This is a genomic window from Paraburkholderia sp. J12 (genome assembly GCF_905220215.1).
In the GTDB taxonomy this organism is placed as follows: domain Bacteria; phylum Pseudomonadota; class Gammaproteobacteria; order Burkholderiales; family Burkholderiaceae; genus Paraburkholderia.
On sequence record NZ_CAJMZC010000005.1, the window covers coordinates 201,148 to 213,625 of the forward strand.

General features: G+C 62.2%; 9 protein-coding genes. All 9 read left to right on the forward strand.

Annotated elements, in window-relative coordinates; translation table 11 throughout:
* Positions 1-641 precede the first annotated feature (641 nt).
* The 9 genes from U5760_RS13995 to U5760_RS14035 all read left to right on the forward strand — a co-directional run bounded on the left by U5760_RS13995 (position 642) and on the right by U5760_RS14035 (position 12,471).
* Positions 642-1,340, forward strand: a complete 699-nt coding sequence (locus U5760_RS13995) for an energy transducer TonB (protein ID WP_322012507.1) — start codon at positions 642-644, stop codon at positions 1,338-1,340.
* Between the two features lie 67 nt (positions 1,341-1,407).
* On the forward strand, positions 1,408-2,319 hold the full coding sequence (locus U5760_RS14000) for a MotA/TolQ/ExbB proton channel family protein (RefSeq protein WP_322012508.1): 912 nt from the start codon (positions 1,408-1,410) through the stop codon (positions 2,317-2,319).
* Between the two features lie 14 nt (positions 2,320-2,333).
* Entirely contained in the window at positions 2,334-2,759 is a 426-nt protein-coding gene (locus tag U5760_RS14005; RefSeq protein WP_322012509.1) for a biopolymer transporter ExbD, read from the forward strand.
* A gap of 9 nt (positions 2,760-2,768) precedes the next feature.
* Positions 2,769-3,197, forward strand: a complete 429-nt coding sequence (locus U5760_RS14010) for a biopolymer transporter ExbD (RefSeq protein ID WP_322012511.1) — start codon at positions 2,769-2,771, stop codon at positions 3,195-3,197.
* A 49-nt stretch (positions 3,198-3,246) separates the two neighbouring features.
* Positions 3,247-4,416 carry a tetratricopeptide repeat protein gene (locus U5760_RS14015; RefSeq protein WP_415914103.1) on the forward strand — a complete coding sequence of 390 codons (1,170 nt, stop codon included), beginning with the start codon at positions 3,247-3,249 and terminating at the stop codon, positions 4,414-4,416.
* 229 nt (positions 4,417-4,645) lie between these two features.
* Positions 4,646-5,221 (forward strand): helix-turn-helix domain-containing protein, encoded by a 576-nt coding sequence (locus U5760_RS14020; protein WP_322012514.1) that lies wholly within the window; start codon positions 4,646-4,648, stop codon positions 5,219-5,221.
* Between the two features lie 413 nt (positions 5,222-5,634).
* Positions 5,635-8,394 (forward strand): TonB-dependent receptor, encoded by a 2,760-nt coding sequence (locus U5760_RS14025; RefSeq protein WP_322012516.1) that lies wholly within the window; start codon positions 5,635-5,637, stop codon positions 8,392-8,394.
* Positions 8,395-8,635: 241 nt separating this feature from the next.
* Positions 8,636-10,495 (forward strand): extracellular solute-binding protein, encoded by a 1,860-nt coding sequence (locus U5760_RS14030; RefSeq protein ID WP_322012823.1) that lies wholly within the window; start codon positions 8,636-8,638, stop codon positions 10,493-10,495.
* Between the two features lie 50 nt (positions 10,496-10,545).
* Entirely contained in the window at positions 10,546-12,471 is a 1,926-nt protein-coding gene (locus tag U5760_RS14035; RefSeq protein ID WP_322012518.1) for an extracellular solute-binding protein, read from the forward strand.
* Positions 12,472-12,478 lie beyond the last annotated feature (7 nt).

Sequence of the window (12,478 nt, forward strand, 5' to 3'; positions counted from 1 at the left end):
AATCTAATTAAATGAATGTCGAGGTGAAAAAGCCGGTTTGCGGCGGCGCGATTAAATACCCGCGAACTGGCAAAAGACACCCGCCGGCTCCGCGATTTCAAATGCGCTGTTAAGAGCGAAACAGAATGGATTTAGAAATATTTTAGTTAGTTAATTGTAATTTTATTTGGCGGTGCATCAATAACACCATTTTGGTGCATGTCTGGAACCCCCTTGGGGCGTGGGTTGGCGGATATTTAGAGCTATCTCTCTAAACACCGTATTCTCCCATCAAAAAAAGTTTGCTAAGTCGGTTTTTGTCTTGCTATCGTTCCGGTCGCTGAAACGAAACTGAAACACGCCCGTATGTGAGCATTGTGACAGACGGTGTTTTGGTGGGCGATACGGAGCGGAAGATCGCTGAATTCGTGTAAACCCTAATGACTTAGGGTTAGTACTACTTAGTATATGAACGATGTGAACAAGCTGCGTCGAAAAAGGTTGAGAAGTCAACGGGATTTTCGCGGCAGCTCTTTCGTATCCGTTTCGTAGTCCGATTGAAAGTGTGGTCTGGCGGGGTCGTGGAACTGAACCGCCATGCATCGAATGGTTCGCTGCGGTCAAGCAAAGGGCGCGCGGCGCCCAAGGGAGCGAAGGTGGTGATGAAAGTGCAAGTGGATGTACCAGCCGGGTCCGGTGGGCCGCGCGTACCCGGCCGTCCGCGCGAATTCGGACGCAAGCAGCAGAATCCCGTTCGCCGTTATGGCGGCATCGCGGCAGTCATCGTCCTGCACGTCGTGCTCATCTATGCGCTGGTCAACGGCCTCGCGAACAAGGTCGTGCAGGTCATCCAGCATCCCATCGAAACGAAGATCATCGAGCCGGTGAAGCCGCCGCCTCCGCCGCCGCTGCCGGTCGTCCAGCTGCCGCCGCCGAAGTTCGCGCCGCCGCCGCCGCCGTTCGTGCCGCCGCCGGAAGTGCCGGTACAGGCGCCGCCCCAGCAGACCATCACGCACCAGGCCGCGCCCGTTGTCAGCGCACCCGTGACGGCTCCGCCCGCACCGCCCGCGCCGGCAGCCAAGCCGCTCAGCCATGAAGTCGGCGTGGTGTGTCCGAATTCCGACGATATCCGCGGCTCGATCGCGTATCCGAAGGATGCGCAGGAAAACAACGTGACGGGCGATGTGCTCATCGAATTCGTGGTGGACCCGCAAGGCCATATCACGAACGAGCGCGTGGCCAAGTCGGCCGACGACAACAGCCTCGACGCTGCGGCGTTCAACGCGGTCAAGAAGTTCAATTGCATTTCGCAGGGTCAGCCGGTGCGTGTGCAGGTTCCGTTCTCGTTCACGCTGAACTGAGCACGCGGGTCTCACCTCACGGATGTCATTACTCACGTTTTTAGTAGTTCAACGGATTGGAGCAGGCATGAAGAAGCGTTCCTACGCCGCACTGGCGGCCAGCATGTTGATCGCCGTAGCCACGGTCGATACTTTCGTCGCACCGCAGCTTGCCAACGCGCAGGCTAGCGACGCCACCGCCGCCGCCTCGGCGCCTGCCACTGCGGCAGTTGCGGCCCCCGCGCCCGCAGCGTCGGCCGACCAGCCCGCGCCGCCGCCGGCACCGGCCACGTCGGAAACGGTCACGAACCCCTACGGCCTCGGCGCCCTCTGGAAGAACGGCGACTTCGTCGCGCGCTTCGTGCTGGGCCTGCTCGCCGTCATGTCGATGGGCAGCTGGTACATCATGATCACGAAGTTCTTCGAGCAGTTCCGTGCGAACCGCCGCGCGAAGATCGCCGATGAGCAGATCTGGAGCGCGCCGACGCTCGCCGAAGGCGCGAAGCAACTCGAAGAGACGTCGCCGTTCCGCTTCATCGCCGAAACCGCGATCGAGGCCGGCGCACATCACGACGACGCACTGCTCGAAGCCGTGGACCGCAACACGTGGATCGACGCACAAGTCGACCGCTCGATCACCAGCGTGTCGAACCGCCTGCAAGACGGCCTCGCGTTCCTCGGCACGGTCGGCTCGACCGCACCGTTCGTCGGCCTGTTCGGCACGGTCTGGGGTATCTATCACGCGCTGACCGCCATCGGCATTGCCGGCCAGGCTTCGATCGACAAGGTCGCGGGTCCGGTGGGCGAAGCGCTCATCATGACCGCCATCGGTCTGGGTGTGGCCGTGCCGGCCGTGCTCGGCTACAACTTCCTCGTGCGCCGTAACAAGGCCGTGATGGAGCGCGTGCGTTCGTTCGGCGCGCAACTCCACGCCGTCGTGCTGGCAGGCGGCAAGCGCACGGTTCGCAGTACCGCACGCTCGGCCGCACTGGCCGACTGAAGAAGGGGCACGCCATGGCCATGAGCGTTGGAGGCGAAGGCGACGAGGACGAGGTCATCTCGTCCATCAACACCACGCCGCTCGTCGATGTGATGCTGGTGTTGCTGATCATCTTCCTGATCACGATTCCCGTAGTGACGCACACGGTGCCGCTGGAGTTGCCGAAGCAGGCGGTGATGCCGCTGCAGACGCAGCCGAAGAGCATCGAGATCGCGGTGAACCGCGATGGCGACTTCTTCTGGTACGAGAAGCATGTCGACGCAGCGACGCTGCTGGAGCGTCTGAAAGCAGCAGGTGTCCAGTCGCCGCAGCCGGAAGTGCATATCCGCGGCGACCAGGAGACGCGTTACGAGGCCATCGGCCGCGTGATCACGGACTGCGAGCGCGCGGGTATCGCGAAGGTGTCATTCATTACGGAGCCGCCGGCGCGCGGCGGTTAAGGGGCGGTTATGGGGATGAACGTATCGGGCGGCAAGAGCAGCGAACCGGAAGTGATGGTGGACATCAACACCACGCCGCTCATCGACGTGATGCTGGTGCTGCTGATCATGCTGATCATCACCATTCCGATCCAGATGCACGCGGTCAAGATGAACCTGCCGGTGGGCAATCCGCCGCCGCCGGCTGTGCAGCCTGAGGTGGTGCAGATCGATATCGACTTCGACGGCACCACCACCTGGAACGGTACGGTCGTGCCGGACACCGCGACGCTGGAACAGAAGTTCGCGCAGGTCGCGGCCGAGCCGGACCAGGCGGAGATTCACCTGCGCCCGAACCGGCTCGCGCCCTACAAGGACGTGGCCGCGGTGATGGCGGCCGCGCAGCGCGAAGGGGCAACCAAGATCGGTCTGATCGGCAACGAGCAGTACATGCAGTGAGGAAATGAGAGTGAGCCTTCCTGATCGTTTGAAGAAAGCCGCGCTCGCGCTGGCCGTGAGCGGGTTCTCGGCATTGGCCGTGCTGCCCGTGGCGGCACACGCGGCGGACGCGCTGCGTCCAGACGTGGCCAAGCCGCTGAACGACGCGCAGACGCTGTATCGCGCGCACAACTACCAGGGCGCGCTCGCGAAGATCGCGCAGGCAGCGGCCGTGCCGAACAAGACGCCGTACGAAACCTACATGGTCGAGGAAATGCGCGGTGCCGCGGCCATGGCGGCGGGCGACAACGGCGTGGCGGCTCAGGCTTATGAGTCCCTGCTCTCGAGCGGCCAGCTCAAGGGCGCCGACGAACAGCAGACCACGGCCGCGCTGGCCGGCATCTACTTCCAGCAGAAGAATTACGCCCAGGCGATCCGCGTGGCGCAGCGCTATCAGAAGGCGGGCGGCACGGACTCGCAGATGGCGACGCTGCTGGTCGAGTCGTACTACCTGTCGGGCGACTATGCGAGCGCCACGCGTCTTCTGAACGCCAGCGTCGATTCGCAGGTGCGTGCCGGCCGCGCGCCGGACGAAGCGCAGCTTCAGTTGCTCGGCACCTGTGCGCAGCACGCGAACGATCAGACTGCGTATCGCGGCGCGCTCGAAAAGCTGGTGGCGTATCACCCGAAGCAGTCGTACTGGGACGACCTGCTGCACTCGATTCGCAGCAAGCCGGGCTATCTCGGCGCGCTCGACGTGGACACCTACCGTCTGCGCCGCGCAACCGGTTCGCTGACCAGCGCCGACGACTACATGGAGATGACGCAGCTTGCGATCGTCGCCGGCTCGACGGCCGAAGGCAAGCAGGTGATCGACCAGGGCTTCTCCTCGGGCGTGCTGGGCCACGACGCGCAGAGCGATCGCGAGAAACGTCTCCAGGCGCTCGCAGACAAGCGCGCGCAGTCGACCACGGACCAGAACGGCAACACGATTGCACCGTTCGACGCTGCCTTCAACCAGGTGTTCGCGGGGCAGGCCAAGGACGGCATCGCGACCATGGAAGCGCTCATCGCGAAGGGCGGTCTGGCTCACCCGGATCTCGCACAGCTGCGTTTGGGCGAGGCGTACTACTTCGCCGGACAGAAGGCGCGCGCGGTTCAGGCATTCAAGGCAGTGAAGGGCACCGACGGCAGCGCGGATCTCGCCCAGTTGTGGATTCTGGTGGCATCGAAGTCGTAAGTCCAGGCCGCGGGCGCCAGTCATGGCCGCCCGCCGCTTTCGGAGGCAGGGTGGTAGACCACAATCTAGAGTAAGGAGTCCAAATCGACTGGGTGCGAATAACCGGTCCCAGGATTTCCGTCAAGAGACATTGGGTTCCGGTGCGCGAAAGCGAGGAACAGTGTGTCTTCTTTGAGGAAAACAATTTGGCAACATCAAACTAATTTTGACGCGTGGTTTCTGGCTTGCTATGGTTTCGCCACTCGATAACAAGGCAGTTGTAGCAGCAACGATTGGAAGCAGGATTCGGGCGCTGCGCCAGCGGCTGCGGCGCACTCTGCAGGAAACGGCCACGATGGCGGGGATTTCGAAGCCGTTTCTTTCCCAGGTGGAGCGGGGACACGCCACCCCTTCGATCGCGACGCTTTCGGGGATCGCCAGGGCGCTCGGCGTCACCGTGCAGTACTTCGTCGAAAACCAGGACAAAGCGCAGGCCGTGTCCCGGAGCGAGAACCTGAAATTTTTTGGCTTCGCCGGATCGGCCAACCAGTTTGGCCGGCTCACCAACTCGGGGGCGAACCGGCTGCTCGAGGCGCATCTCGTACGGATGCCCGCGGGCGAGGCGGCATCGGAAGTCGCGACTTCCGCCGTGGAAGAGTTCATGTACGTCATGAGCGGCGAGGTGCAGCTCAAGCTGGAAGGTACGACATTCGTGTTGCAGGCGGGTGACACAGCCCACTACGAATCGTCGGTGCCCCACGAATGGGTCAATACGGCCGACGAGGAAAGCGTGTTCGTCTGGGTCGGCACGCCAAAGCTGTTTTGAGCGGTACAGGGGACGGTCCGGGGGCAGGTGCCGGGCGATGTAGTTCAGTAGTGCGAAATAAAAATGTAAGGTAAGGCATTCCGGGCGGAAGGTCGTAAAGGCGCAGTCGAGGCTCAACAGGGGCTGTCCGGGAGACGTATAAGCAAACGTCGGTTCGAGGGATGATGCAATCCGGCTGTAAGAATGTGCAGTGAATTAGTAGTCCGATTCGAATAGATGTTTGTGTGATGCACCGTGTCGTCGATGTTGCACGGACGAAAGACGTTCCGCAGCGCATGGGTCGGCCGGAGGCAGATCCACCTCAGCAAAAAGGGCGCGGCGCGACAGCGTCGTCAAATCTGGCAGCGGGGTTCACGAGACCTTGCTTCGCATAAACCGAAGTGGGCGTGACTGACGAGTGAGAAGGGGAAAAAGTGAAACAAAGGGTACTGGCGCTAGCCATTCGAAGAATAATCTGGGCTGAAGTAGCCTTGTCCGCGGCCATAGCCGCACCGGCGTTCGCGCAAAGCCAGCCGGCCGCCAATGGCGGCGCGGCGGCACCGGCGGCGCCTGCGGCGATCACCACGGCGCAGGCCGATACGGGCGCGGCGGGCACGACGGGCGGTACGGGTGCCGCTGCGAGCACGACCGGCAATGCGAATGCCGGCACGGCCGCCGCGACGGGCGACAAGAACGTCAAGAAGCTGCAGGCGTTCCAGGTGACGGGTTCGCTGATCCGTCAAGCTGACAAGACCGGGTTCAACCAGGTTCAGGTCATTAATTCGAAGCAGATTCAGGACTCGGGTGCGAAAGACGTATCCGACTACATGCGCCAGATCTCCGCCAACTCGGCGAATAGCTGGGGTGAGTCGACGTCGGATAGCTTCGCCGCAGGCGGTTCGGGCATCGCGCTGCGCGGCCTGAGCGAAAAGTACACGCTGGTGCTCGTCGACGGGCAACGTGTCGCGCCGTTCGCATTCGCGGTCAACGGTAGCGACCAGTTCTTCGACCTGAATACCCTCCCGCTGAACATCGTCGACCGCATCGAAGTCGTGAAGACCGGCGCCGTGTCGCAGTACGGCTCGGACGCAATCGGCGGCGTGGTCAACATCATCACGAAGCATAACTTCCAGGGCCTGCAGCTCGATGGCAGCTACGGCGGTGCCACCCAGGGCGGCGCGGGCACGACCAAGTTCGGCATTCTCGGCGGCTTCGGTAACCTGACGTCGGATGGCTTTAACGTCACCGCAACGGCGAGCTACTACAAGTCGAACGGCTACACGCTGGCCGATCGCGACACGACAGAGAATCAGGACTTCAGCAACAAGCCCTTTGGCGGCAGCAACCAGCAGCCGTCTTATCTGCTGAATCCGGCCACGGGCGTCGCCACGCCCTTCGGCTGTGCGAGCCCCGTCCCGTACGGCAACAGCATCATCGCCTCGCAGCAGAGCAACGGTGCGATCACCGGCGGCAACGTGTGTCTGAAGAACGTGGCTGAAGACGTGTCGATCGAGCCGATGACCGAGCGCCTGAACGCCAAGGTCCACGCCGACTTCAAGATCAATGACCAGACCCAGGCATACGCCGACATCTGGGAAAGCAACAACACGACCACGGTCAACGATGGTCCCGTCGTCATCAACAACGGCCTGAGTTACAACCCGGCTACGAAGACGGTGAGCCCCGTTACGTTCACGGTGCCCGGCAACAATCCGTACAACACGACGGGTATCAACCAGGAACTGTTCGGTTTCTTGCCGACCACGTACAGCTCGACCACCGACGCGAACTTCTGGCGTGCCGCGACGGGCGTGAAGGGTACGTTCTCGGATTACGGCCGTGACTTCGACTGGAATGTCGGTTACACGCATTCCATGAGCACGGTGAGCAACACGTACGGCAGCATTATCAACCCGGCCGCCCTGCAAGCCGCGCTGAATAACGGCACGCTCAACTACGTGAATCCGTCGGCGACGCCGGCCGCGATGCAGGGTGTCCTGACCACCGCGGATAACCTCGGTATTTCGAAGCTCGACGCGCTGGACGCTACGCTGTCGACGCCGAACCTGTTCCACCTCCCGACCGGCGACGTTGGCGCGGGTCTCGGTGCGCAGTTCCTGCATGAGAGCGAGCTGATCGAGGAAGGCGGCAACTACCTCAACGGTACGACCTTCAACCCGAACCTGCAGGAAGTGTCCGGCGAGCGTAACGTGGCGGCCGTGTACTACCAGGTCGACATTCCGCTGATCAGCAAGATGCTGACCTTCAGTCAGTCGGGCCGCTATGACCACTACAGCGACTTCGGCGGTGCGTTCTCGCCGCGCTTCGCTCTGCGCTTCCAGCCGGTCCAGCAGCTGACGACGTACGCTTCGTATAGCCGCGGCTTCCGCGCACCGGAATTCCTCGAGAATACGAATTCGTCGAATATCGGCATCATGCCGATCGGACCGAACGGCCAGGACGAAAACGTCATCACGAAGGGCAATCCGAATCTGGAGCCGGAGCGCACGAAGAACTACAACATCGGCTTCGAGCTTTCGCCGGCACGTACGACCGACATCGGCTTCGACTGGTACAAGATTCACGTCGACAACGCGATCGGCACGCAGCTCGACCCGTCGGCCACGGTGCTCAACGCGGACGGCTCGATCGCGTACATGGTCAACCAGTACGAGAACCTGGGCTCGTTCGACACCGACGGCTTCGAAGCGACGTTCGCGCAATCGCTGCCGACGAGTATCGGTACGTTCAAGTTCACGGCCGACTGGGCGTACGTGTGGCACTTCAAGATGAACGGCATCGGCGGTCTTGCTTCGACGGTTGACGGCGCCGGTAACGATCTGACGCTGGCACAGCCGTTCGGCGGTTCGTTCCCGCGCTGGAAGGGCAACACGGATCTGTCGTGGAACTACCACAACAAGTGGAATGCGGATCTGGAATGGCAGTACACCGGCCCGTACTCCAACGCATTGGGTCTGGCCTACTCGACGGCTTCGTATAGCGTGTTCAACCTGAACGTCGCCTACACCGGCTTCAAGCACTGGACGCTCTACGGCGGCATCAACAACATCTTTAACAAGGCGCCGCCGTACGATCCGATCTGGACCGGCCAGATCGACCAGACCGGCTACGACCAGTCGCTGTACACGTACATGGGGCGCTACCTTCAAGCTGGTGCTACCTACAAGTTCTGATCGCTTGATGCTTAAAGCCTGATGAACGAGACCGCTCCGGCCTTTCGTCCCGAAAGACGGAGCGGTTTTTTTAACCACGGATTTTCTTCAAGACGTATTCAGACGGTTCGGTATTTCGACTGGATGGGAAGAAAAGTGCCTTGGCCACAAGCCTCGTCACCGAGTTAGAGCGATGAAGCTACAAGTGATGCTCCAGCCTTCACAGGCGCTTGCTGAAGTAATTGCGCAATGGCGTGCGGTCATGCGCATGGCCGCCGGTGTGGCGGCGCTCGTGACGCTTGCACTGCCGGCCCACGCGGCGCCGGCGATCGCCCAGTACGACCAGCCCAAATACCCGACCGGCTTCACGCATTTCGACTACGCGGATCCGGATGCGCCGAATACCGGCACCCTCACGTTTCCGAACTACAACCAGCTGCAAAGCTACGACTCGCTCAATCCCTTTCTGCTGCGCGGCGCGCCGGCACCGGACATTCAGAACCTGATGTTCGACACGCTCATGCAGCGCAGCTGGGACGAGCTGGCTTCCGAATACCCGCTGATTGCCGACGATGTCGAAGTGGCGCCCGACCTGAGTTCGGCGACCTTCCATATCAATCCGGCTGCGCGCTTTTCGAACGGCGACCCCGTCACGGCCGCCGACGTCAAGTATTCGTTCGATATCCTGAAGAGCCAGCAGGCGTCGCCGATGTTCAACTCGCAGTTCTCGGTGTTGAAGAGCGCGACGGTGATCGATCGCATGACGGTGCGCTTCGACTTCAATCGCAACGAACGCGACGCACCGCTGATTGCGGGCGACCTGCCGGTGTTCTCGCCGAAGTGGGGCATGCGCGCCGACGGCACGCGTCCGTCGTTCGACCAGATCTCCGATGTGCCGCCCATCGCAAGCGGCCCATACCTGATCGAGCAACGCAAGAACGACAAGGAAATCATTTACCGCCGCAACCCGAACTACTGGGCGGCGAATCTGCCTTCGCGGCGCGGCATGTTCCGCTTCAGCCGCATCACGTTCCTGCTTTACGCCGATATCTACACCACGCTCGAAGCCTTCAAGGCGGGCGACGTGGATCTGAACGTGGAATACAGCGCGACACAGTGGGCGCGCAAGTACGTGGGCAAGAACTTCCGCAACGGCATGCTGAAGAAGGGCGAATTCCCCGATGGCCCGGCGCAGATGCAGGGGCTCGTCATCAACATGCGCAAGCCGATGTTCCAGGACCCGCGCGTGCGCCGCGCCCTCGGACTCGCGTTCGACTACGACTGGATGAACCGCATGATGTTCTACGGTCAGTACCGGCGTAACGAGAGCTACTTCGACGCGAGTCCCTTTGCGGCGACCGGCATGCCGAGCGCGAAGGAGCTGGCGCTGCTCGAACCGTACCGCGCCGACGTGCCGGCTGCGGTGTTCGGGCCAATGATCCAGCAGCCCACCACGCTGCCGCCGAATTCGCTGCGCGCCAATCTGCGCGAAGCGCGCGATCTGCTGGAGCAGGCGGGCTGGCACTACCGCGACGGCGCGCTGCGCGACGCGAACGGCACGCCCATGTCGGTCGAGATTCTCGACGACGAGCCGGGCATGGATCGCCTCTATCTGCCTTATATGTCGGCGCTCAACCTGATCGGCATTCACACGACGTTCCGCGAGATCGATGCGGCGCTCTATCAGAAGCGTATCGACAACTTCGACTACGACCTGACGACCTATCTCTATCCGCCCGTGACCATTCCGGGCGCCGAACTGGTGCGCCGCTTCGGCAGTGCGGCGGCGTCGCAGGTTGGTTCGGAGAACTATCCGGGCATCAAGTCCAAGGCGGTGGACGGGTTGATCCAGGACGTGCTCAAGGCGGGCACGCTCGACGATCTGGAAGCGGCCACGCGCGCGCTCGACCGTGTGCTGATCAACTCGTACTACATGGTGCCGGAGTACTATGCGCCCAATACGCGTGTGGGCTACAAGACCGGCTACAGCCATCCGGCTGTGGTGCCCACGTCCTACCAGGACGTGGACTGGCTGATCGATTACTGGTACGACGCACGCGCACACGGTGCCGCGGGCGTGCAGACCGACGCGGCCGCACGAACGGCGGGTGTGGCGCAATGAGCGGCACAACGAGCGGCTCAGTGAAGAAACAGGAAACGATGAGGAATCTGATGAAGCGACGCTTGCCGTCCCTCGTGCCCGCAGCCCGCGAAATGGGGCAGCAGTTGCGCGTGGCGGCCATTATTCCCGCCGTTGCGGCGGCGGCGTTCTGCCTGTTCGGCGCACTGGCTTCGCCGGTGGAAGCGCGGCCCTCGATTGCCCAATACGACCAGCCGAAGTATCCGGACAATTTCACGCATTTCGATTACGCGAATCCGGACGCGCCGGATGTCGGCAAGCTGAACTTCGAAAACTACAACGAGCTGCAGAGCTACGACTCGCTCAATCCGTTCCTCGTGCGCGGTGCGCCGGCACCGGACATCCAGAACCTGATGTTCGACACGCTGATGCAGCGCAGCTGGGACGAACTGGCTTCGGAATACCCGCTGATTGCCGACGACGTGGAAGTGGCGCCCGACCTGAGCTCGGCGACGTTCCATATCAACCCGGCCGCACGCTTCTCGAACGGCGACCCGATCACGGCCGCCGATGTCAAGTACTCCTTCGATACGCTTGCAAGTCCGCAGGCCTCGCCGCTCTTCAACACGCAGTTCTCGGTGATCAAGACCGCGACGGTGGTCGACCGTCTCACGATCCGCTTCGACTTCAGCCGCAAGGAACGCGACGCGCCGCTGATCGCCGGCGACCTGCCGGTGTTCTCGCCGAAGTGGGGCATGCGCGCCGACGGCACGCGTCCGCCGTTCGACCAGATCTCGAACGTGCCGCCGATCGCGAGCGGCCCGTACCTGATCGAGCAGCGCAAGAACGACAAGCAGATGACCTACCGCCGCAACCCGAACTACTGGGCGGCGAATCTGCCTTCGCGGCGCGGCATGTTCCGCTTCAACGAAGTGGAATTCAAGCTTTACACGGATCATTACACGGCGCTGGAAGCCTTCAAGGCCGGCGACGTCGATGCCCGCATGGAATACTATTCGATGCTGTGGGCGCGCAAGTACGTGGGCAAGAATTTCCGCAACGGCATGCTGGCGAAGGCCGCTTTCCCGGACGGTCCCGCGCAGATGCAGGGCCTGTTCTTCAATCTGCGCGAGCCCAAGTTCCAGGATCCGCGCGTGCGCAAGGCGCTCACGCTCGGGTTCGACTACGACTGGATGAACCGGATGCTGCTGTACGGTCAGTATCGGCGCACGAACAGCTACTTCGACGCGAGCCCGTTCAAGGCAACCGGCATGCCGAGCGACAAGGAGCTGGCCTTGCTCGAACCGTATCGCAAGGATCTGCCGGCTGCCGTGTTCGGGCCGATGATCCAGCAGCCCAGCACGGTGCCGCCGAATTCGCTGCGCGCCAACCTGCGCGAAGCGCGCGACCTGCTCGCGCAGGCCGGCTGGCATTACCGCGACGGCGCGCTGCGCGACGCGAACGGCACGCCGTTCACGGTGGAGATTCTCGACGATCAGCCGGGCATGGACCGCCTCTGTCTGCCGTATCTGCAGGCGCTTTCGCTGCTGGGCATCCAGACGAGCTTCCGCGAGGTGGACAGCGCGCTCTACGAGAAGCGTCTCGACAACTTCCAGTACGACATGACCACCTATATCTACTCGCCGGTCACGATTCCGGGCGCTGAACTGCTGCGCCGCTTCGGCAGCGCGGCGGCGGATCAGGTCGGTTCGGAGAACTATCCGGGTATCAAGTCGAAGGCCGTGGACGGTCTGATTCAGGACGTGCTCAAGGCCAATACGCTCGACGACCTGGAAACGGCCACGCATGCGCTCGACCGCGTGCTGATCAACGAGTACCTGGTCGTGCCCGAGTACTACCTGCCCAACGCACGCATCGGCTACAAGACGACGCTGGGCCATCCGCAAACCGTGCCGATGTCCTACCAGTACGAGGACTGGATCATCGACTACTGGTATGTGAAGTCGCCCCAGCAACAGGCCGCGAATGCCGCGGCAGCCAGTTCCGCATCACATTGAGCATCGA

What these genes read in the sequence shown, in the direction of transcription:
- U5760_RS13995 (WP_322012507.1), top strand. Translation starts at nt 642, where the DNA reads ATGAAAGTGCAAGTGGATGTACCAGCCGGGTCCGGTGGGCCGCGCGTA.
- U5760_RS14035 (WP_322012518.1), top strand. Translation starts at nt 10,546, where the DNA reads ATGAAGCGACGCTTGCCGTCCCTCGTGCCCGCAGCCCGCGAAATGGGG.
- U5760_RS14010 (WP_322012511.1), top strand. Translation starts at nt 2,769, where the DNA reads ATGGGGATGAACGTATCGGGCGGCAAGAGCAGCGAACCGGAAGTGATG.
- U5760_RS14000 (WP_322012508.1), top strand. Translation starts at nt 1,408, where the DNA reads ATGAAGAAGCGTTCCTACGCCGCACTGGCGGCCAGCATGTTGATCGCC.
- U5760_RS14020 (WP_322012514.1), top strand. Translation starts at nt 4,646, where the DNA reads ATGGTTTCGCCACTCGATAACAAGGCAGTTGTAGCAGCAACGATTGGA.
- U5760_RS14005 (WP_322012509.1), top strand. Translation starts at nt 2,334, where the DNA reads ATGGCCATGAGCGTTGGAGGCGAAGGCGACGAGGACGAGGTCATCTCG.
- U5760_RS14030 (WP_322012823.1), top strand. Translation starts at nt 8,636, where the DNA reads ATGCGCATGGCCGCCGGTGTGGCGGCGCTCGTGACGCTTGCACTGCCG.